The 20,447-nt window shown below is 72.2% G+C and carries 19 protein-coding genes; 8 read left to right on the plus strand and 11 right to left on the minus strand.

Going from position 1 to position 20,447, the window contains the following annotated elements; all coding sequences use genetic code 11:
• Positions 1–38: 38 nt before the first annotated feature.
• From HA073_RS07980 to HA073_RS08005, 6 genes are all read right to left on the minus strand, one after another.
• Entirely contained in the window at positions 39–2,894 is a 2,856-nt protein-coding gene (locus HA073_RS07980; RefSeq protein ID WP_166456035.1) for a discoidin domain-containing protein, read from the minus strand.
• Between the two features lie 154 nt (positions 2,895–3,048).
• On the minus strand, positions 3,049–4,674 hold the full coding sequence (locus tag HA073_RS07985) for a glycoside hydrolase family 13 protein (RefSeq protein WP_166456111.1): 1,626 nt from the start codon (positions 4,672–4,674) through the stop codon (positions 3,049–3,051).
• 75 nt (positions 4,675–4,749) lie between these two features.
• On the minus strand, positions 4,750–5,637 hold the full coding sequence (locus HA073_RS07990) for a carbohydrate ABC transporter permease (RefSeq protein WP_104112845.1): 888 nt from the start codon (positions 5,635–5,637) through the stop codon (positions 4,750–4,752).
• A gap of 3 nt (positions 5,638–5,640) precedes the next feature.
• Entirely contained in the window at positions 5,641–6,600 is a 960-nt protein-coding gene (locus tag HA073_RS07995; RefSeq protein WP_166456036.1) for a carbohydrate ABC transporter permease, read from the minus strand.
• Positions 6,601–6,660: 60 nt separating this feature from the next.
• On the minus strand, positions 6,661–8,037 hold the full coding sequence (locus HA073_RS08000) for an ABC transporter substrate-binding protein (RefSeq protein ID WP_043324313.1): 1,377 nt from the start codon (positions 8,035–8,037) through the stop codon (positions 6,661–6,663).
• 376 nt (positions 8,038–8,413) lie between these two features.
• Complete coding sequence (locus HA073_RS08005) at positions 8,414–9,415, minus strand: LacI family DNA-binding transcriptional regulator (protein WP_166456037.1); 1,002 nt, start codon at positions 9,413–9,415, stop codon at positions 8,414–8,416.
• 199 nt (positions 9,416–9,614) lie between these two features.
• Between HA073_RS08005 and HA073_RS08010 the strand changes: the two genes are divergently transcribed.
• Entirely contained in the window at positions 9,615–11,609 is a 1,995-nt protein-coding gene (locus HA073_RS08010; protein WP_166456038.1) for a glycosyl hydrolase family 28-related protein, read from the plus strand.
• Positions 11,610–11,665: 56 nt separating this feature from the next.
• Here the strand turns inward: HA073_RS08010 and HA073_RS08015 are convergent, their stop codons facing one another.
• The 4 genes from HA073_RS08015 to HA073_RS08030 all read right to left on the minus strand — a co-directional run bounded on the left by HA073_RS08015 (position 11,666) and on the right by HA073_RS08030 (position 15,198).
• A complete protein-coding gene (locus HA073_RS08015; RefSeq protein WP_043324319.1) occupies positions 11,666–12,475 on the minus strand; it encodes a SigB/SigF/SigG family RNA polymerase sigma factor in 810 nt (269 codons plus the stop codon).
• 142 nt (positions 12,476–12,617) lie between these two features.
• Positions 12,618–13,181: a GerMN domain-containing protein gene (locus tag HA073_RS08020; protein ID WP_064446082.1), complete on the minus strand. Its 564-nt coding sequence runs from the start codon at positions 13,179–13,181 to the stop codon at positions 12,618–12,620.
• Complete coding sequence (locus tag HA073_RS08025) at positions 13,178–14,527, minus strand: HAMP domain-containing sensor histidine kinase (protein WP_043324322.1); 1,350 nt, start codon at positions 14,525–14,527, stop codon at positions 13,178–13,180. Before HA073_RS08025 ends, HA073_RS08020 begins: the two co-directional genes overlap by 4 nt.
• The gene (locus HA073_RS08030) at positions 14,524–15,198 is read right to left on the minus strand and encodes a response regulator transcription factor (RefSeq protein ID WP_043324324.1); all 675 of its coding nucleotides are present in this window, start codon (positions 15,196–15,198) and stop codon (positions 14,524–14,526) included. Before HA073_RS08030 ends, HA073_RS08025 begins: the two co-directional genes overlap by 4 nt.
• 150 nt (positions 15,199–15,348) lie before the next feature.
• On the opposite strand from HA073_RS08030, the gene HA073_RS08035 reads away from it, so the two are divergent.
• The 5 genes from HA073_RS08035 (at position 15,349) to HA073_RS08055 (ending at position 18,472) form a co-directional block, all read left to right on the plus strand.
• On the plus strand, positions 15,349–15,714 hold the full coding sequence (locus HA073_RS08035) for an STAS domain-containing protein (RefSeq protein ID WP_043324327.1): 366 nt from the start codon (positions 15,349–15,351) through the stop codon (positions 15,712–15,714).
• A gap of 9 nt (positions 15,715–15,723) precedes the next feature.
• Positions 15,724–16,035 (plus strand): hypothetical protein, encoded by a 312-nt coding sequence (locus tag HA073_RS08040; protein WP_030504078.1) that lies wholly within the window; start codon positions 15,724–15,726, stop codon positions 16,033–16,035.
• On the plus strand, positions 16,032–16,598 hold the full coding sequence (locus HA073_RS08045) for an STAS domain-containing protein (RefSeq protein WP_166456039.1): 567 nt from the start codon (positions 16,032–16,034) through the stop codon (positions 16,596–16,598). Before HA073_RS08040 ends, HA073_RS08045 begins: the two co-directional genes overlap by 4 nt.
• Positions 16,592–16,882: a BON domain-containing protein gene (locus HA073_RS08050; RefSeq protein WP_043324334.1), complete on the plus strand. Its 291-nt coding sequence runs from the start codon at positions 16,592–16,594 to the stop codon at positions 16,880–16,882. The genes HA073_RS08045 and HA073_RS08050 overlap by 7 nt, the downstream gene beginning before the upstream one ends.
• 138 nt (positions 16,883–17,020) lie before the next feature.
• Entirely contained in the window at positions 17,021–18,472 is a 1,452-nt protein-coding gene (locus HA073_RS08055; protein WP_199496085.1) for a cellulase family glycosylhydrolase, read from the plus strand.
• Between the two features lie 43 nt (positions 18,473–18,515).
• Here the strand turns inward: HA073_RS08055 and HA073_RS08060 are convergent, their stop codons facing one another.
• The gene (locus tag HA073_RS08060; RefSeq protein WP_113973663.1) at positions 18,516–19,406 is read right to left on the minus strand and encodes a diiron oxygenase; all 891 of its coding nucleotides are present in this window, start codon (positions 19,404–19,406) and stop codon (positions 18,516–18,518) included.
• 48 nt (positions 19,407–19,454) lie between these two features.
• Here HA073_RS08060 and HA073_RS08065 point away from each other — a divergent pair, with 48 nt between their 5' ends.
• Together HA073_RS08065 and HA073_RS08070 are read left to right on the plus strand one after the other, a co-directional pair.
• Positions 19,455–20,171 (plus strand): TetR family transcriptional regulator, encoded by a 717-nt coding sequence (locus tag HA073_RS08065; protein ID WP_030504073.1) that lies wholly within the window; start codon positions 19,455–19,457, stop codon positions 20,169–20,171.
• Positions 20,168–20,437, plus strand: a complete 270-nt coding sequence (locus HA073_RS08070; protein ID WP_166456040.1) for a DUF4873 domain-containing protein — start codon at positions 20,168–20,170, stop codon at positions 20,435–20,437. Before HA073_RS08065 ends, HA073_RS08070 begins: the two co-directional genes overlap by 4 nt.
• The last annotated feature ends 10 nt before the right edge of the window (positions 20,438–20,447 follow it).

The following is a 20,447-nucleotide window of genomic DNA, read 5'->3' on the forward strand; positions in this document are numbered from 1 at the left end:
TGCGGTGGCGCGGCGGGGATGGTCCCCGCCGCGCCGGGTCAGGAGGCGTACACCTCGAACTCGGACAGCTGGCCGGCCGGCCAGCCGGTGTTGCCGGTGAACGTCAGCCGCACGAAGCGGCGGTCACCGGCGGGCAGCGCGATCGACACGCTGTTGCCGCCCGCCGGGTCGAACGTGTAGCCCGCCGCCGCCTTGAGCGTCGAGAACGACGAGCCGTCGGTGGAGCCGAGCACCGCCACGGTCTGGGTGCGGGTCTGCCAGGCCGCCGACGGGGGCAGTTTCAGCACCACCCGGGCGACCGGCCGGGCGCTGCCCAGGTCGACCGTCACCGACTGGGGGAAGGCGTTGTTGGCGCTCTCCCAGTAGGTGTTCGCGTTGCCGTCGACGGTGTTGGCGGCGCCGTACACGTCGGCGTGGCTGGTCTCCGCGACCGGCCGGCCCGCCGCCAGGTTGCCGGTCGGTGGCGCGGTGGTGGGCGGCGGGGTCGTGGTGGGCGGCGGCGTGGTGGTGCCGCCGCCGTACACCTCCAGTTCGGCGAGCTGGCCCGCCGGCCAGCCGGTATTGCCGGTGACGGTGACCCGGACGAACCGCCGGTCGCCGGACGGCAGCGCGATCGACACGGTGTTGCCAGCGGCCGGGTCGAAGACGCGGCCCGCCGACGCGGCGAGCGTCGTGTACGAGGAGCCGTCGGTGGAGCCGAGCACAGACAGCGTCTGGGTACGCCGTTCCCAGCCGGGCGGGAGCTTCAGCACCACCCGGTCGACGGTGCGGGACGTGCCGAGGTCGACGGTGAGCGACTGCGGGAACGCGTTGTTGGCGCTCTCCCAGTAGCTGGCCGGGTTGCCGTCGACGGCGTTGCCGGCGGCGTACGTCTGGGTGGTGCTGGTGGCGGTGGCCGGGCGGCCCAGGGCCAGGTTCCCGCCGGCCGGCGGCGGTGTGGTCGGCGGGGCCGTCGTCGGCGCTGCCGTGGTCGGGGCCGGGCTGGTCGGCGGCGGGCTGGACGGTCCGTTGCCCCACTGCGGCTGCGGCCACGGCCCGCAGTACGGGGTGGGCGTGTACCAGCCGGAGTTGCCGGCGCCCTGGGTGATCTGGAAGCCGCTGCCGACGCAGTTGTGGATCGGGTTGGACTGCGCGATGCCGGTGGCCCGCACGTTCGTGAACCGGACCTGGCTGGGTGCCTGCACCTGGAGCGCGTACGTGCCAGCGCCCTCGATGCGGACGTTGTCGAACGAGATGCCGCTGGTCTGCCCCTCGATCCAGTGCAGCGCCGCGTACGAGCTGTCCAGGATGTCGGTGTCGGTGACGTTGATCGCGGCGCCCTGGATCGGCTCGTTGAGCGCGGAGAACCAGATCGCGCCCACGCCGAACTGCCAGTTGTAGTCGGAGTTGCCGTTGCGGATCAGCGTGTTGCGGGCCACCGTGATCGTGCCGGCCACGGCGGTCGGTCCGGTGACGCCCGGATAGCGGTTCGCCACGTGGATGCCGCCGCCGTTGGTGACCGAGTCGGCGGTGACGTTGTCGGCGATGGTGATGTCCCGCCCGCCGTACGTGACCAGGTGGTTGGCCAGGATCGTCACGCCGATGGTGTTGCGGGTGAAGGAGTTGCCCACGTTCGGCACGCTCTGCGCCCACATGGCCAGCGCGTCGTCACCGGTGTTGCGGACGAACGTGTTCGTCACCGTGGAGTTGGTGACGCCCCAGTGGAAGTTCACCCCATCGGCGGTCTGGTCCAGGATGCGGCTGTTGCGGATGGTGAAGTTGTCCATCGGCCCGTCCATCCAGGCGCCGACCTTGGTGTGCTGCAACCACAGGTTGTCCACCACCGAGTTGCTCATCGCGCCGCCGATGGCGTTGACCTGGTCCTCGTCGACGCGTTCCCGGATGTCGCCGATGATGGCGAAGTCCCGCAGCGTGACGTTGCGGCTGGGCCCAGCGGCCTCGTGCGGGCGGATCTCGCCGGAGTAGCCGCCGCCCGGCACGTACTTGCCGTAGATGCCGGCGGCACGTTTACGGTCGGTCGGGTGCCGGCCGCCGAGCACCGAGTACCAGGGGCCGGCGCCGCGCAGCGTCACGCCGTCGACCACCACGTGGTCCCAGAGCGTGAACGTGCCGGCCGGGATCCACACCGCCCGGCCCTGCGCCTTGCCGGCGTCCACCGCGGCCTGGAACTTCGCCGTCGAGTCGGTGGCGCCGGTCGGGTCGGCGCCGAAGTCGGTCACCACGTCCAGCACGCCGGACGGCTTGGTGATCTGCGCCCCGACCAGCTCGAAGTCGGCCAGGTCGATGGTGAACGTGGGTGACTGGGCGGTCGAGGAGACCTGGAGGCGGATCTTCGTGCCGGCCGGGTACGTGGTGCCGAACATGGTCCGGGTCTCGTCGTAGAAGTGGTGCGGGTTGGTGTCGCCCGGGTTGTTGTTGAACGGGTAGCCGCCGTAGTACCAGCCGTACCGGGAGGTGACCGGCACCGCCTTGACCAGCGTGCCGTTGGCGCGCAGGTCGATGGTGGCGTCGCGGCCGGTGCCGGCGGCGTTGTCCGGCAGGCTGTACCGGAACGTGACCGCGTTCGCGGGGGCGGTGAGCGTGAACTCGACGTACTCGCCGACGGCGTCGAGCATGACCGCCTCCCGGCCGGACGCCTCGGACGGCAGCGTGCCGTAGCGCCGGTCGGGGCCGATCTTCGTGCCGTTGTGGGTGGCCTGTTCGGCTTCCTGCTCGCGGAACGGCACGGTGGCGCCGCGTCCGGTGATGTCGAACGGGGACAGTCCGGCGGCGTACGCCGGGGTGGCGGTCGTGGTGAGCGCCACGACGACGAGTGTCGAGGCGGCGAGCGCGGCGGCGGCCAGGACGGCCACGCCGGTGCTGCGGTGGCGGTGCGCGGTGCGGTGCTCGGCCATGCGGGGTGTGCTCCCTTTCGTCGGTGGCCAGATCCCCCCGTGCGGCGTTGCCTCTCCTTCCTCCTCCCCAGGTGTACGGCGTCTGTGGCGGCCGGGACGGGCCGCCGGGTGGTTCGGCGGCGCCGGCGGCGGGACGGGGCCGCCGGCGCCGCGGTCAGGCCGATCGGGTACGCAGCCAGACCGCGGTGTCCGGTGGCAGCCGGTCGTCGTCGAGTGGGCCGCTGGCGAGCAGCAGCTCGTCGTGCGCGGGCAGCGGCACGGCGGCGTCGCCGAGGTTGACCAGGCAGATGAAGCCGGGTTCGCGGGCGAACGCGAGCACGCCCTCCGGTGCGGGCAGCCACGCCAGGGTGCCGTCGCCGAGCGCCGGTTCGGCGCGGCGCAGCGCCAGCGCGGCCCGGTACAGCTCCAGCATCGAGTGCGGGTCGCCGGTCTGGGCGCGGACCGTACGATCCTTCCAGTCGGCAGGCTGCGGAAGCCACGGCGCGGCTGCGGCGCCGTCGGGGCTGAACCCGAACGGCGGGGTGTCGCCCTGCCAGGGCAGCGGCACCCGGCACCCGTCGCGGCCGGGGTCGACCCGTCCGGACCGCTCCCACATCGGGTCCTGCCGCAGCTCGTACGGGATGTCCTCGACCTCCCAGAGGCCCAGCTCCTCGCCCTGGTAGACGTAGGCGGCGCCGGGCAGCGCGAGGGACAGCAACGCGGCGGCGCGGGCCCGGCGGGTGCCCAGTTCCAGGTCGGTGGGGATGCCCTCGCGCTTGGCGGCGAAGCTGAACCGGGTGTCGGCGCGGCCGTACCGGGTGACGTGCCGGGTGACGTCGTGGTTGGACAGCACCCACGTGGCGGGCGCGCCGACCGGGGCGTGCGCGGCCAGCGTGCCGTCGATGCTCTCCCGCAGCGCGGTGGCGTCCCAGGCGCAGCCGAGGAAGTCGAAGTTGAACGCGGTGTGCAGCTCGTCCGGGCGCAGGTAGTTCGCGAACCGCTGCCGGTCCGGCAGCCACACCTCGCCGACCAGTGCCCGCCCGCCCGGGTACGAGTCGGCGATGCGCCGCCAGGCGCGGTACACGTCGTGCACGCCGTCCTGGTCGCGGAACGGGTGCGGCCGGTCCGGGTGGACCTCCGGCAGCGTGCCGTCCTTGACGAGCAGCCCGGCCGAGTCGATGCGGATGCCGTCCACGCCCCGCTCGAACCAGAACCGCAGGATGTCCTCGAACTCTTCGCGGACCCGGGGGTGGTCCCAGTTGAAGTCGGGTTGCTGCGGGGCGAACAGGTGCAGGTACCAGTCGCCGGGAGTGCCGTCCGGGTCGGTGGTGCGGGTCCAGGTCGGGCCGCCGAACTCGCCGGTCCAGTCGGTGGGCGGCAGGTCGCCGCCGGGCCCCCGGCCGGGGCGGAACCAGAACAGGTCCCGTTCGGGCGCGCCCGGCCCGCCCGCGAGCGCGGCCCGGAACCACTGGTGCGCGTCGGAGCAGTGGTTGGGCACCACGTCGACGATGCTGCGGATGCCGAGCGCGTGCGCCTCGGCGATCAGCGCCTCCACCTCGGCGAGCGTGCCGAAGACCGGGTCGATGTCGCGGTAGTCGGACACGTCGTAGCCGGCGTCGGCCATCGGCGACGGGTACCAGGGGCTGAACCAGATGGCGTCGACGCCGAGCGCGGCGAGGTGATCCAGGCGGGACCGGATGCCGGCGACGTCGCCGATCCCGTCGCCGTTGCCGTCGGCGAAACTGCGCGGATAGACCTGGTAGATCACCGCGGAGCGCCACCACGGGCTGTTGTCGGCCATGGACACGGGCACCTGCTTTCTGCGGGGTCGGTTCTGCGGCGGCGGGCGGTACGGCCGGCGGCGGGCGGCGCCCGGTCAGCCCTTGAGGCCGCCGGTGGTCAGGCCGGACATGATGTTGCGCTGGAAGATCAGGAACAGCACGACGGTGGGGATGGCGGCGATCACCGACGCGGCGATGACCACGTTCATCGGGGTGCCACCGGCGAAGGCATAGATGCCGACGCTGACGGTCCGCGTCTCCGGCGACGGCATGACCAGCTTCGGCCAGAGGAAGTCCTTCCAGACCGCCGTCACCGCGAAGATCGCCACCACGCCGAGAATCGGTCGCGACATCGGCAGGACGATGGACCAGAGCGTGCGCAGCGGGGAGGCGCCGTCCATCACGGCGGCGGCCATCAGGTCCTCCGGGATCGAGTCGAAGAACCGTTTCAGCAGGAAGATGTTGAACGCGTTCGCCACCAGCGGCAGCCAGATCGCAAACGGCGAGTCGAGCAGGTTGACGTGCACGATCGGCAGGTCGATCACCGTCACGTACTGCGGGACGATCAGCACCATCGCCGGGATCATCAGCGTCGCCAGCATCATGCCGAGGATCAACCCGCCCAGCACCGGACGCAGCTTCGACAGCGCGTACGCGGCGGCGGTGTCGAACACGAGCTGGAACACCACCGCCCCGGTGGCGTAGTAGAACGTGTTGAACAGCAGCTTCGCCAGATCCAGGTTGGTCCAGGCGTCGACGTAGTTACCCGGCTGCGGGTCGCGCGGGAACAGCGTCGGCGGGGTCTGGGCGATCTCCTGGCCGGACTTCAGCGCGCCGGTGACCATCCAGTACAGCGGGCCGAGGAACACCAGCGTGAACCCGGCCACGACCACGGTGAGCACGGCCCAGTAGAGGACGCGGCCGCGACCGCGGCGCAGCTGGGCGTGGGAGATGAGGGTACGGGTGGTGCTGTCGGCGGCCATGTCCTAGTCCTGTCTCGCGGTCAGTCGCAGGTAGACGGCGGAGAACCCGGCCAGCACCACCAGCATGATCACGCCGAGCGCGGCGGCGCCGTTGAGGTCGTTCTGGAAGAACCCGTGCTGGTAGATCAGGTACGCCACGGAGGTCGCCGAGTCCTGCGTACCGGCGCCGTTGGCGAGGATCAGCGGCTCGATGAACAGCTGCATGGTGGCGACGATCTGGAGCATCGCCAGCAGCGCCAGGATCAGCCGGGTCTGCGGGACCGTCACGTGCACGATGCGCCGCCACACCCCGGCGCCGTCGATCTCGGCGGCCTCGTACAGCTCGCCGGGGATGTTCTGCAGCGCGGCCAGGTAGATCAGCACGGCGCCGCCCATGTTCATCCAGGTCGACGCGATCACCATGGCCGGCATCGTCATGGTGGGCGACTGCATCCACTCCGACGTGGGCAGTCCCAGCGCGGTGAGGACCGCGTTGAACAGCCCCGCCTCGCTCGGGTCGTAGGCGTAGAACTTGAACAGGAACAGCGCGGACGCCGGCGGCAGCATCACCGGCAGGTAGACGAGCACCCGCAGGTAGCCCTTGGCGTGGCGCAGCTCGTTGAGCAGGATCGCCACGAAGAACGGCACCAGGTAGCCGAGGACGAGCGCCAGGCCGGTGAAGACGAACGTGTTCTTCCAGGCGGTCCAGAAGCTCGGATCGGCGATGATCCGGCTGTAGTTGTCCCAGCCGACCCAGGTGGTCTCGCCGCGACGGGTGCGCTGGAAGCTCATCACGACGCCGCGGACCATCGGGTACCAGGAGAAGACGGCGAAGCAGATGACGGCGCCGATCAGGAACGTGTGCCCGGTGAGGTTGTCCCGGACCTTGCGGCCGAGACCGGCGCGGCGTCCGGCGGTACGCGACGGCGTCGACGCGGCAGGACCGGTACGGCGGGTGGCGCCGGGGGCGGTGGTGAGCGCCAAGGCGACTCCTGCGGTGCTCGGGGAGGTGGGGCCGGTGCGCCGGCCCCACCTCCGGTCGGGTCAGCTGTCGGCGGCCAGCAGCTGGTTGACCTTGTCCTCGGCGGTCTTGAGCAGCGCGTCGATGTTCGCGTTCGGGTTGGTCAGCACCCCGGACATCGCCGCGTCGAGCACCGCGTAGATCGCCTGCGCGTTGCGCGGCTCACCCTTGATCGGCACCGGGTTGGCCTCGAAGACCGCGAAGTTCGTGGTGTCCACGTTGGCGTTCGCCTTGCGCAGCTCCAGTTCCTGCTTCTGCGCGTCGCTGCCGTTCGTGAACAGCAGCGGCTGGGGCAGGCCGACCGGGTAGTTCTGCGGCTTGGCGCGCACGTAGTCGAACTGGCCCTTACCCGGGGTGAGCTTCTGGTAGGCGAGCCACTTCAGGCCGGCCTTGACCTGCTCGGGGCTGAGGCCCTTCTTGAAGAAGTAGCCCTCGCCGCCACCCAGCGTGGCCTTGGCCGGGCCGTCCTGGCCGGGCAGCGGGCCCATCGCCCAGTCCTGGTACTTGCCCTGGAACTGGCTGACGATCGCCTGGGTCGCGTCCGGCGCGCCGATGAACATGCCGACCTTGCCGGCGCCGGCGTTGGTGAGCAGGTCACCCCACTGGAGCAGCTGCCGGGCACCCATGCTGTTGTCGCCGTAGCGCATGTCCTTGAGGTTCTGCAGGACCTGCTTGCCCATCGCGTTGTTGAAGTCGGCCTTCTTGCCGTCGGCGCTGAGCACCTGCCCGCCCTGCGAGTAGAGCAGCGACGTGAAGTGCCAGCCGCCGGTGTTGCCCGCGCTGTACTCGGCGTACCCGGCGATGCCGTCGCCGAGCGCGGAGATCTTCTTGGCCGCGGCCCGCACCTCCGGCCAGGTCTTCGGCGGGTTGTTCACGTCGAGCCCGGCCCGCTGGAACAGCGCCTTGTTGTAGATCAGGCCCATCGAGTAGTTCTTCACCGGTACGGCGTAGAGCTTGCCGCCGTCGGTGAAGACCTCCTTGAGCGCCGGGTCGACGCTGTCCCAGGTGGGGATCGTGTCCTTCGTGGCGTACTGGCCGATGTCCATCGCCTGGCCGGAGTCCAGCACCTGCTGCAGGTCGGTCATGTAGCCGTAGAACACGTCGGTGACGGTGCCGCCGGCCAGGCGGGCGGTGAAGTCCGGCGGGTTGTTGCACTGCTCGCCGACGCTCACGCTCTTCACGACGATGTCCGGGTTCTGCCGCTGGAACTCGGCGACGTCGTCGTTCCAGTTCTTCAGCAGCTCCTTCTGCGCGCCGACCGGCTGGCAGTCGACGGTGATGGTGACCTTGCCGCCGGCGTCGCCGCTGTCGTCGCTCTTGGTGGAGCACGCCGCAAGGCTGAGCCCGAGGCCGGTCGCGAGCGCGAGCGCCGCGACCTTCCGATACTGCGGTACGGACATCTGTCCATCCCTTCGGGAACGGGTGTATCCATGGCCTTCACTGATGTGCGGTGACCGCGCGGCTGCCTCTGGTGGTGGAACGGCAGCCGGCACGCGCCCTGCCTCCGGAAACCGCGCCCCGGGTCAGGTGTGAGTGGAGTCACTGTAGCGACGCGAACCGAATCCAGCAAGATGCCGACTGGCAAACGCAAGAATTCGACTTGACCTCGGAAGTACGCGGCTCCAGTCGGCCGGACCATCGATCTTGGAGTTGTGGCGCCTCACATACCGGCATCAGTGCCGCATTCCGGGCACCACAACTCCAAGATCGACGGATGCGGTGGGGTGGGGTGAGGCGGCGTGGGGGAGCGGCGTGGGGGCGGCGTGGGCCCCGGGGTCAGCGGCGGGGGGCGGGGGCGGTGGAGCCGCGTACCACCAGCTCGGGCTCGAACAGCAGCTCGTCGTGCAGCACCCCGGCGCCCTCGATCTGGGTCACCAGCAGGTCCACGGCGGCCTGGCCCATGGTCTCGATCGGCTGGCGCACCGTGGTCAGCGGCGGGTCGGTGCAGGTCATGAACGCCGAGTCGTCGAAGCCGACCACCGAGACGTCGGCCGGCACCGCGCAGCCCAAACGCCGGGCGGCCCGGATGGTGCCCAGCGCGAGCACGTCGCTGGCGCAGACGATGCCGGTCGCGCCGCGTTCGATCAGCTTCGTGGCGGCGACCCGCGCGCCCTCCATGGAGAAGCTGGACCGCTCCACCATGGACCGGTCCTCGCCCCAGCCGGCGGCCCGGACCATGGCGTCGAGCTTGCGGCGCGAGGGCACGTGGTCGGCCGGGCCGAGCACCATGCCGATCCGGTCGTGGCCGAGCGAGCGCAGGTGGCCGTACGCCTGCTCGACGGCGACCGCGTCGTCGGTGGACACGCGCGGGAAACCCAGCTCCTCGACGCCGGCGTTCACCAGCACCACCGGCAGGCCCCGGTCGGTGAGGCGCCGGTAGTGCTCGTGCGAGGCGTCGGCGAGCGCGTACGAGCCACCGGCGAAGATGACGCCGCTGACCTGGTGGTCGAGCAGCATCTCCACGTACCCGGACTCCGGTACGCCGCCGATGGTGCGGGCGCACAACGCCGGGGTGAAGCCGCGCTGCGCGAGGCTGCCGGTGACCACCTCGGCCAGCGCCGGGAAGATCGGGTTCTGCAGCTCCGGCAGCACCAGGCCGACCAGGCGGGCGCGTTCGCCGCGCAGCTTGCTCGGGCGCTCGTAGCCGAGCACGTCGAGGGCGGTCAGCACGGCGGTCCGGGTCGCCTCGGACACGCCACCGCGGCCGTTGAGCACCCGGCTCACCGTCGCCTCGCTGACGCCCGCCTTGCGGGCCACCTCGGTCAGGCGCTTCGTCACGGCGGCAATCGTACGTCGGATTCTTGCAAGAAATGAACAGCCGGACAGGTCGGTTCTTGCCAAGACAGGCGACAGGAGGTCCGAAAGATACGAGCAGATTGATGCTTGAAAGGCAGCAGAACACCGGAATAACATGAGGGCCCTTGTCGATGGCCTGCGCCGCCGAGGCCACCCGTCCCCCGAGAAAGTGGGTGCTCCGATGTCGCGGAGCGTGCCGAGGATCCTCGCGGCGGCGCTCGCCGCCGCCCTGCTCGTACCGCCCGGCGCTGCCACGGCCGGCCCGCCGCGCGGACCGGCCCCCGTGGTGACGCGCGCCGGGCTGGACCCCGCGCTCGTCGCCGGTCGCGGTGCGACTGTGGACTACGTCGAGCAGGAGGCGGAACACGGCCGGACCACCGGCACCGTGATCGGGCCGGACCGGTCGGCGTACACACTCGCCGGTGAGGCGTCCGGCCGCCGCGCCGTGCGCCTGCTGCCCGGCCAGCACGTCGAACTCACGCTCCCCCGGCCCACGAACGCGCTGACCGTGCGCTACAGCATCCCGGACGCGCCGGGCGGCGGCGGGATCACCGCGCCGCTGCGGGTGTCCGTCGGGCACGCGCCCGCCCGCACCATGACGCTGACCTCGCAGTACGCCTGGCTCTACAACCAGTACCCGTTCACCAACGACCCCGGCGCCGACCTGCTGCACCCGGACTGGTGGATCACCGAGTGCTCCTGCGTCCCGGCGGCCACCACGCCCGCGCCGGTGATCAGCAAGCCGTTCCGGCCGCACCACTTCTACGACGAGCAGCGGCTGCTGCTCGGCCGTACCCATCGGGCCGGTGAGGTGGTCCGGCTGACCGCGCCGCGCGGCACCGCCGCCGCGTGGACGGTGATCGACCTGGTGGACGCGCACCTGGTCGCGCCGCCGCGCGTGGTCCCCCGCGCGGTGAACGCGCTGTCCTTCGGCGCCGACCCGACCGGCCGGCGGGAGTCCGCAGACGCCCTCGACCGGGCCGTCGCGTACGCCCGGCGGGTGGACCGCCCGCTCTACCTGCCGCCCGGCACCTACCAGGTCGACCGGCACATCGTCGTGGACGACGTGACGATCGCCGGTGCGGGCAGCTGGTACACGATCGTGCGGGGACGCGAGGTCACGCTGGACACGCCCGCGCCCGACGGCTCCCGGCACACCGGCGTCGGCTTCTACGGCCGCGACGCCGCCGACGGCGGCAGCAGCGAGGTGCACCTGTCCGGCTTCGCGATCGAGGGCGACGTACGCGAACGGATCGACACCGACCAGGTCAACGCCATCGGCGGGGCGCTCAACCACAGCACGATCGACGGCCTCTACCTGCACCACACGAAGGTCGGCATGTGGTTCGACGGGCCGATGACCGGGCTGCGGGTCACCAACACCGTGATCGCCGACCAGATCGCCGACGGGCTGAACTTCCACACCGGCGTCACCCGCTCCTCGGTGACGAACTCGGTGGTCCGCAACAGCGGCGACGACGCCCTCGCCATGTGGTCGGAGGGCACGGCGAACGCGTCGAACACGTTCGCGTACAACACGGTGCAGTCGCCGGTGCTCGCCAACGGCATCGCGCTGTACGGCGGCGCGGACCTGACCGTCGCGCACAACCTGGTCGCCGACCCGGTACGCGAGGGCAGCGCGATCCAGGTGGGCTCCCGCTTCGGGGCGGAGCCGTTCACCGGCCGCCTGCGGATCACCGGCAACACCACGGTCCGGGCCGGCACGTACGACCTGAACTGGAACATCGGCCTCGGCGCGATCTGGTTCTACGCGCTGGACCGCAGCATCGACGCGGACATCCTGGTCAGCGGCGACGCGTACCTGGACAGCACCTACAACGCGATCATGCTGGTCAGCGACTGGCCGGTGAAGGACAGCGTCCGTATCGACAACGTCCGCTTCCGGGACATCCGGGTCGACGGCGCCGGGACGTCGGTGGTCAGCGCGCGTACGGCGGGCGGGGCGAGCTTCGCGAACGTGGACGCCCGCAACGTGGGCGCGGTCGGCGTGAACAACTGCGGGTCGTTCCACTTCACCCCGGCCGGGTCGGAGTTCGCCCTGACCGACCTCGGCGGCAACGACGGCGGCTGGCTGGCCCCGTGGCTGCTGCCGAACACCATCACCTGCGACGACCGTCCGCCGCTGGTGCCGCCGCCACCGCCGTCGCGCTGGTGACACACGACGCGACCCCCGCCGTCACGGGCCGGCGGGGGTCGCGGTACGTGTGTGGCTCAGGCCTCGGTGAGCTGGCCGCGCAGCTTGGTCAGGGCGCGGGCGAGCAGCCGGGACACGTGCATCTGGGAGACACCGACGCGGGCCGCGATCTCGCTCTGGGTCAGGTTGCCGTAGAAGCGCAGCGTGAGGATCTTCTGCTCCCGCTCGTCGAGCGTGGCGAGCGCCGGGCCCAGGGAGGCGCGCAGCTCGGCCAGCTCGTACTCGTTGTCCTCGGCGCCGAGGGTGTCGCCCAGCTCGGTGGCGCTGTCGCCGTCGCCGATCGGGGTGGACAGCGAGACCGCGTTGTAGGCGCGGGCGCCTTCCAGGCCTTCGAGCACCTCTTCCTCGGTGACGTCGAGGTGGGCGGCGATGTCGGCGACGGTCGGGGCCCGGTTGAGCGTCTGGGTCAGCGTGCTGTTGGCCTCGGAGATGCGCAGCCGCAGCTCCTGCAGGCGGCGCGGAACCCGGATGTTCCAGGTGCGGTCGCGGAAGTGCCGCTTGATCTCGCCGAGGATCGTCGGGATGGCGAAGCCGGCGAAGTCGACGCCGCGCGAGGCGTCGAACCGGTCCACCGCCTTGATCAGGCCCAGCGCCGCGGTCTGTGCCAGGTCGCCGGCCGGCTCGCCGCGCCCGCTGTAGCGGGCGGCCAGGTGGTTCGCCAGCGGCAGCCACGCCTCGATGACCTGGTTGCGCAGGGCGGCCCGCTGCGGGTGGCCGGCGGGCAGCGCGGCGAGCGCCGCGATCAGCTCGCTGGCACGGGACTCCTCACCGGTCTGCGGCGCGCGCTGCACCTCGGTCGCGGTCGATGCCATGGTCATCGTGGTCATGCTGCCCTTCCTGTCCTCGGAGAACGGGTGGCCTCCCACACCGGTCGTGCCAGCCACACTAGACCAAAGGCCATCGCCAAATCAACCGAACGGACGATGGAGATTTAGTGTCATATCCGGACATAGGGGCGAGCAACGGCGATCAGCGTGGCATCAACGGGCGGTAGTCGGCAGCCGTGAGCGGCAGCACCGAGAGGCTTCCGTCCGCGCGCGGCACCTCCAGCGGCTGCCCGCCGCGGCGGAACGCGACGCTGTACACGTCCGGTCGCTGCGTGAGGCTGCACACGATCTGCCCGAAGGCCAGCACCTCGTCGTTGCGGCCGGTCTCCTCACCGGCCTGGCGCACGTCGACTGTCGCCACGGTGCCGGCCAGCGTGGCCCCGGCCACCGCCACCGTGCCCGGCAGCGCCGTGGACAGCCCCTGGCGGCGCTCCCCCGGACCGGGACCGGCCAGCAGGTGCTGAAGGTGCGTGTCCACCCCGGGCAGCCCGTCCACCCGGCGGTTGACCACGACCAGGCCGTCGTCCCGGACGAAGCAGAACGGCTCGTCCACCCGCCCGTCCCCGTCGGCGGTCGAGGACACCGCAGGCGTCGGGAAGGCCCCGGGCGGCGTCTGCACGAGCCGGGGCTCGTCGTCCACCGGCACCCCGCAGCCGGCGAGCAGCGCCACGGCGAGCAGGGCGGGCGCGAGCCGCCGCCGGCTCACCGGAGCGCTCCGGGCAGCTCGACCCGGAAACGGGCGCCGGGCGCGCGGTCCAGCACCCGCGCCGACCCGCCGTGCGCGTCGGCGTGCTGCGCCACCAGGGCGAGGCCGAGTCCGGTGCCGTCGGTGCCGGCGCGGTCGTGCGCCGCCCGGCCCCGCACGAACCGGTCGAAGATGATCTCCCGGTCGCCCGGCGGCACGCCCGGTCCGTCGTCGTCGACCTCCAGCACGCCCACGCCGTCGCCCCCGCCCAGGCGTACGGCGACCGGGCCGCCGCCGTAGCGCTCGGCGTTCTCCACCAGGTTCAGCAGCGTCTGCGCGAACCGGCGCCGGTCGACCCACCACTCGTGCGGGACGTCGCCTGCCACCTGCACCAGGCTCTCCGGCAGCGATCGTTCCCGGCAGGCGGCCCGGGCCAGCTCCACCACGTCGACCGTCTCGCGGTGCGCCGGCTGCTCGGTGCGGGCCAGCTGGATCAGGTCGTCGACGAGGCGCTGGAACCGGGTCACCTCGTCGGCCACCAGGCCGGCGGCGGTGGCGGTGCGTTCGTCCTGGTGCTCGCGGCGGCGGTGCAGCACGCTCGCCGCCGCGGCCAGCGTCTGCAACGGCGAGCGCAGCTCGTGGCTCACGTCGGCGGCGAAGCGCCGGTCCCGCTCGATGCGATGCACCAGCTTGTCGACCATCTCGTTGAACGAGCTGGACAGGCGGGTGAGGTCGGGGTCGGTGGTCGGATCGAGCCGGGTGGCGAAGTCCCCGCCCGCGATCCGTTCCGCCGCGTCGGCGACCGCTGTCAGTGGCCGCAGGCTGTGCCGGGTGGCGTACCAGCCGAGCGCCGCGCCCGCCCCGGCCACCATGATCGCCACGGCGATCAGCGCCAGGCCCACCACCTGGAACGTCTCCTCGACCTCCCGCAGCGAGGTCAGCTCGTAGTAGCCGAGCGCGCCGGGCAGCGGCACGCCGACCAGCAGCGCGGGCTGCCCGTCGAGGCGGATCCGCTGCACCGCGGGCTTGCCGTCGGCGACCATGCGCTGCAACTCCACCGGCACGGAGCTGGCGCCCACGTCGGCGGTGCGGGCGTACCAGCCGTCGGGCAGGTGCAGCAGCGGGCGGCGGGCGCTGCCGGTGTCGAGCGAGCGCAGCACCGCCACCACGTCCGGCGTGCCGGTGTCCAGGCCGGAGCGGACCACCGCCGCGTCGTAGTAGGCGGCCCGCACCGCGGTGCGCTCCCGCTCGTCGAGCAGCGAGCGCCGGGTCAGGTCGTACGAGAAGAGGGCCATCAGCGCGGACAGCAGCAACGCGCCGACGGCGAACGCCGCGGTGACGCGGGCGCGCAGTCCGGGACGGGTCATCGCTGCAGCTTGTAGCCGAGGCCGCGGAGGGTGACCAGGTGGCGGGGGTTCGCCGGGTCCGACTCGATCTTCTGCCGCAGCCGGCCGACGTGCACGTCGACGAGCCGCTCGTCGCCGGTCTCGTAGCCCCAGACCCGGCTGAGCAACTGCTGGCGGGACAGCACCCGGCCGGCGTGCTCGGCCAGCTCGCAGAGCAGCCGGAACTCGGTGCGGGTGACCGGGACCGGCCGTCCGGAGCGGCGCACCTCGCCGGCCTCGGCGCTGATCTCCAGCTCGCCGAAGAACTGGGCGGGGGCGGGCCCGGACACGGTGCGGACCCGCCGGCGCAGCGCCCGCAGCCGGGCCGACAGCTCCTTGATCGCGACCGGCTTCACCACGTAGTCGTCGGCGCCGGCCTCCAGCGCGGCGACGATGTCGTGGGTGTCGTCGCGGGCGCTGATCACCACGACCGGCACGTCGTCGTCGCGGCGCAGCTGGCGGATGCAGTCGAACCCGTTCATGCCGGGCAGCATCAGGTCGACGAGCACGTAGTCGGACGGCTTCTCCCGCTGCCGTCGCAGCCCGTCCTCCGCGGTCGGGGCGCCGTACGCCTCGTAGCCCTCCTCCTCCAGGGCGAGCTGCAGCGCGAGCCGGATGCGGTCGTCGTCCTCGATCACCAGTACGGCCGTCATATGGGCATCATGACCGGCCGGGCACGGGTAGCCCAACCGCGTGGGCCGTTCGTGGTTTTTGTCATCGAACCGTCATACAACCGTCCGGGGACCTCCAAGATCGCTGCGCAGAGTGGGGATCGACACTGAACCCGCCACGGAAGCGACCTGATGCCCGCTACCCTGCCGTCCCCGCCGGAGTCCGCCGTGCCGCACGTGCGGGTGGACATCACCGACGAACTGGACCTCGCCGGGCTGCCCGAGGTCGCGCACGTGCTGGACCGCATCCTCGCGCTGCGCCCCCGCGAGCTGACGATCGACCTCGCCGGGTGCCGGCATGTGGACGCCGCCGCGGTCGCGCTGCTGCTGGACGTGCACCGGCGGCTGGCGCGGCAGGACGGCGTGCTCACGCTGAGCAACCCGCACCCACGGATCCGGCGCATCCTGCAGACCTCCGGGCTGGGCGCCGTACCCGTCGTCGACACGCCCCGTCCGGCTGCGCGCGGCCGGGCCCGGGTCGCGTCCGCACCCCGCTGAGGAGGGGCCGTGACCGGAAGCACGCTCGTCGGAGCACTCGTGGTGGGTCTCGCCGTCGGTGGCGTGGGCCGGCTCGTCGTGCCGGGACGCAAGGCCGTCCCGGTCTGGCTGACGCTGGCGCTCGGCGTGGCCGCCGCGCTGCTCGGCGCGATCGTGGTCGGGCTGGTGGACCGCCGCCCCGACGCCTCGCCGCTGCTGTCCCTGGTGACGCAGACCGCGTTCGCGGCCGTGGCGGTCGTGCTGGCGGTGGTGACGGCGGGCGGCACGGGCGCGGACCGGCAGGCGCCCGATCCGGGCGCCCGACGGAAGGAGGAGGTGTGACAGTCGTCCCCGCGGACCACCTGATGATGCTCATCTGCGACGGCTGCGGCGACAGCGTCACCGGCGCGGGCGCGACGCTGCCCGACGCCGAGGTGGTGTGGACGCTCGTGTTCGAGCACGACTGGGTCGGCTCGCCCTTCGCGTCCGGCCCGCACCACTGCCCCCGGTGCAGCGTCCGGGCCACGGTCGCCGAGGACGGCCTGGGCACCGAGGACCTGGAGCAGGTGGCCGGCGCCCCGGCCGCCGCCGACGTCGATCCCGCCGAGGCGGTACGCCGGGCGCTCGCGGAACGCTCCGTGCGCGGCGACCGCGAACTGGTCGACCTGTCCGCGCTCGAGGTGATCGACTCGGCCGGGCTCGGCCTGCTGGTGCGCGCGCACCAGGACGCCCGGCGCGACGGACGGCGGCTGTGCCTGCTGTCGCCGTCGCGCTTCGTGCTCACCGTGCTGCACACGATGCGGCTCGACGGCGTCTTCACAGTCGTTGACGGCCGCGCCCCGGCGCCGGGGCCCGCGTCCCGGCGCGCGGTAATGACCGAACAGAAGGAGCCCTCCCCGTGGTGATGCCCTGGCCGTACCCCGAGTTCCCGTACACCGGCCGTGAGCCGGAGCCCGACGACGCGGACACCCGGCTCGCCTCGCTCGTCGCCCAGCGGCTCAGCGCCGACTGGACCACCCGGCGGCAGCAGATCACCGTCACGGTGCAGAACCGGGTGGTGATCCTCGCCGGCCTGGTGGCCGATCCGGAAACCCGCCTGGTCGCCGCCGAGCTGGCCTGGGACGTGCCGGGCGTGTTCGACGTCTGCAACGCGCTGCGGCTCTACGGTGGGCGGCGCGGCGGCCGCTGAGCCACCGGCTGTTGCACGGATCGACATCCGCCTCTACGCTCGCCCTGGGAGCGCTCCCCCAGGCCGCCGCGTCGGGCTTTCCGGGCAGGTTCACGACGGGCACCGTCCGATCACCATCAAGCGATGGGACCTTCCCGTATGTTCTCGATTCCCCGCCCGTCCCGGCGGCACCTGCTCGTCGGCGGCGCGGTCGGCGCGCTCGCCCTGGCCGCGACGGCCGTCCTGCCGTCGCCGAACGCGATGGCCGCGACCGGCTGTGCCGTCACCTACACCACCAACTCGTGGCCCGGGGGCTTCACCGCCACCGTCGCGGTGACGAACCTCGGCGACCCGGTGAGCAACTGGACGCTGGGCTTCACCTTCCCCGACGGGGGCCAGCGCGTGGTGCAGGGCTGGTCGGCCACCTGGCAGCAGAGCGGCTCCTCGGTCACCGCGCGCAGCGCGGACTACAACGGCGCGCTCGGCACCGGCGCGAGCACCACTGTGGGCTTCAACGGCTCCTGGACCGGGTCGAACCCGAGCCCCACCTCGTTCACGCTCAACGGCACGGTCTGCACCGGCGGCACCGGCACGCCCCCGCCGAGCACCCCGCCGCCCAGCACGCCCCCGCCGCCGACCACTCCCCCGCCCACGACGCCGCCGCCGACCGGCACCACCCCGGTCGCGATCAACGGCCAGCTCCAGGTCTGCGGGGTCAACCTCTGCAACCAGTACGGGCGGCCGATCCAGCTGCGCGGCATGAGCACCCACGGCCTGCAGTGGTTCGCCAACTGCTACACCGACACCTCGCTCGACGTGCTGGCCGACGAGTGGCAGTCGGACCTGCTGCGCATCTCGATGTACGTGCAGGAGCAGGGCTACGAGACCAACCCGGCCGGCTTCACCGCCCAGGTGAACACGCTCGTGGACAAGGCCGAGGCCCGCGGCATGTACGCGCTCATCGACTTCCACACGCTGACCCCCGGTGACCCGATGTACAACCTGGACCGGGCCAAGACGTTCTTCGCCAACGTGTCGGCGCGCAACGCGGCCAAGAAGAACGTGATCTACGAGATCACCAACGAGCCCAACGGGGTCAGCTGGTCCACCATCCGCAACTACGCCGAGCAGGTCATCCCGGTGATCCGGGCCAACGACCCGGACGCGGTGATCATCGTTGGCACCCGCGGCTGGTCCTCGCTGGGCGTGTCCGACGGCAGCAACTCCGACGAGATCGTGAACAACCCGGTGCGGGCGCAGAACATCATGTACACGTTCCACTTCTACGCCGCCTCGCACCAGGACAACTACCGCAACGAGGTGCAGCGGGCCGCCTCCCGGCTGCCGCTGTTCGTCACCGAGTTCGGCACCGTCACCTACACCGGCGACGGCGCCGTCGACGTCGCCAGCAGCAACGCCTGGCTCGACCTGCTCGACCGGCTGAAGATCAGCTACGCCAACTGGACGTTCTCCGACGCCCCCGAGGGTTCGGCCGCGTTGCGGCCGGGCACGTGCGCGTCCGGCTCGTTCAGCGGGACGTCGGTGCTGACGCAGTCCGGCGCGTACATGCGCGACCGGATCCGCACCCCCGACAACTTCCCGACCTCCTGACCGGGCGGCCGGCGGCGATCCTTCCCCTTCGGGTCGCCGCCGGTCAGCCCTCGATCAACCCGGCCCGGCGCCACAGCAGCCGGCCCGGCCCGGCCACCAGACCCAGTTCGGTCAGATGCTCGGCGATCCGCTGCGCCGACCAGCGCAGCGTGGCCCGCCAGTGCGGGTTGGCCCGCGCCGCGGCGTGACCGGCCGCCGGGTCGATCCCGACCGACGCGTACGCCCGCGGGTGCACCAGCCGCCGCGTGATCGAGTACGCGGCCCGCCCGATCACCAGCCGCGCGTACGTGAGCGCGACCGGCCCGGCCGCCTCCACCTGCCGGGCCAGCTCGTCGCGGGCGAAGCGCACGTGCCGGGCCTCCTCCACCACGTGGATGCGCGACACCATCCGGATCAGCGGCTGCAACGACTCGTCGGCCATGATCTCGCGCTGGAACGAGTCGAGGATCTCCTCGGCGATCAGGATGGCCGCGTACATCTGCGGGCCGGTGGCGGTGGCCTTGAGCCAGCGCCCGAGCAGGTGGTCGACGGGCTCGGCGCGGTAGACGGGCGCGCCGGTGGCCTCGATGAGCCGGCCGAACATGATGGAGTGCCGGCACTCGTCGGCGACCTCGGTCAGCGCGTACTGGGCGTGCCGGCTGGTCGGATCCGCGTCGTAGTAGTGCCGGATCAGCATCTGCATGAGGATCGTCTCGAACCAGATCCCGGCGCTGGCGGCGCTGGCCACCTCGTGCTTGGTCAGCTCGACCCGCTGCTCCTCGGTCAGCCCGTCCCACAGTGGCGTGCCGTAGAGGCTGCTGCGCTGCGGCGGCAGCCAGTACGCGCCGGGCACTGGTGGCGCCGACCAGTCGACGTCCACCAGGGGGTCGTAGCTGGTACGCACGGAGGCGGTGAGGAGGCGGGCGGCTACCGCCTCGCGCGGGAATCCGGCCATGACCCCTCCATATTGACGTAACTTCCAGTAACTGTTACGAGTGGTAGCATGCGACGCACCACCACCGATGTCAATGGCCCCGACCCCTCGCCGGAGCCGTCCCCGCCACGGTCCGGAGGGCGGCGTGACCGCTGGGCGGAGCACCGCGAACAGCGCCGCCAGGAACTGATCGCCGCCGCCGTGCAGGCGCTGCTGCGGCACGGCCCGAACGTCGACATGGACCAGGTGGCGGCCACCGCCGGGGTCAGCAAACCGGTGCTCTACCGCTACTTCGCCGACAAGGCGCAGCTCTGGCTCGCGGTCAGCGAGGTGGTCGCGGCGCGCGTGGTGGCCGCCGTCGCGCCCGCCGTGGAGCAGGTCCGCGAGGAGCGGGCGCTGGTCGAGGCGACGATCGACGCGTACCTGAGCGTGGTGGAGTTCGAGCCCTCGCTCTACCGGTTCCTGGTGCACGAGTCCGGCCATCCCGGCATCCAGCAGGTGGTCGCCGGCACCAGCCGGCAGGTGGCCACCGGGCTGGCCCGGGTCATCGGCGACCGGCTGCGCGCGCTCGGTCTCGACGCCGGGCCGGCCGAGCCTTGGGCGTACGGGCTGGTCGGGTTCGTGCAGGCGGTCGGCGACTGGTGGACCACGCACGGGCAGCCGATCCACCGGTCCGCGCTCACCGAGTACCTGACCACGCTGCTGTGGAGCGGCATCGAGGGGGTCCGCCGGGGCGCGGACCTGCCGCCGGAGCTGACCCGCGCGCACGAACGGATCGACAGGTGACCTGGCAGGGCCCGGCCGAGATCGCCGGCACCCGGGTACGGCTGCACGCCGGCGGCCGGTTCGAGCCGGTCGACGGCCGCTACCACTGGGCCGGGCGCGTCGAGCCGGAGCCACGCCTGGTGCGGCTGCTGCGCTCCGGCCGCCGCGACGTGGAGATCCGCATCGGCGAGCGCGTCACCCGGGCCCGGCTGACCGAGGTGGACCCGTGGGGCGGGGTGCGCATCACCGGCGTCGGCACGCCTCCCTGGCCCCCGGAGGAGGAGTGACACGTACGGT

The organism is Micromonospora sp. CMU55-4 (assembly GCF_011602315.1).
In the GTDB taxonomy this organism is placed as follows: Bacteria; Actinomycetota; Actinomycetes; order Mycobacteriales; family Micromonosporaceae; genus Micromonospora; species Micromonospora chalcea.

Excerpts from the sequence above, each read along its gene's own strand:
- HA073_RS07980 (WP_166456035.1), bottom strand. The coding sequence starts at position 2,894 with ATGGCCGAGCACCGCACCGCGCACCGCCACCGCAGCACCGGCGTGGCC.
- HA073_RS07985 (WP_166456111.1), bottom strand. The coding sequence starts at position 4,674 with ATGGCCGACAACAGCCCGTGGTGGCGCTCCGCGGTGATCTACCAGGTC.
- HA073_RS07990 (WP_104112845.1), bottom strand. The coding sequence starts at position 5,637 with ATGGCCGCCGACAGCACCACCCGTACCCTCATCTCCCACGCCCAGCTG.
- HA073_RS08000 (WP_043324313.1), bottom strand. The coding sequence starts at position 8,037 with ATGTCCGTACCGCAGTATCGGAAGGTCGCGGCGCTCGCGCTCGCGACC.
- HA073_RS08010 (WP_166456038.1), top strand. The coding sequence starts at position 9,615 with ATGTCGCGGAGCGTGCCGAGGATCCTCGCGGCGGCGCTCGCCGCCGCC.
- HA073_RS08015 (WP_043324319.1), bottom strand. The coding sequence starts at position 12,475 with ATGACCACGATGACCATGGCATCGACCGCGACCGAGGTGCAGCGCGCG.
- HA073_RS08025 (WP_043324322.1), bottom strand. The coding sequence starts at position 14,527 with ATGACCCGTCCCGGACTGCGCGCCCGCGTCACCGCGGCGTTCGCCGTC.
- HA073_RS08030 (WP_043324324.1), bottom strand. The coding sequence starts at position 15,198 with ATGACGGCCGTACTGGTGATCGAGGACGACGACCGCATCCGGCTCGCG.
- HA073_RS08035 (WP_043324327.1), top strand. The coding sequence starts at position 15,349 with ATGCCCGCTACCCTGCCGTCCCCGCCGGAGTCCGCCGTGCCGCACGTG.
- HA073_RS08055 (WP_199496085.1), top strand. The coding sequence starts at position 17,021 with ATGTTCTCGATTCCCCGCCCGTCCCGGCGGCACCTGCTCGTCGGCGGC.
- HA073_RS08060 (WP_113973663.1), bottom strand. The coding sequence starts at position 19,406 with ATGGCCGGATTCCCGCGCGAGGCGGTAGCCGCCCGCCTCCTCACCGCC.
- HA073_RS08065 (WP_030504073.1), top strand. The coding sequence starts at position 19,455 with ATGCGACGCACCACCACCGATGTCAATGGCCCCGACCCCTCGCCGGAG.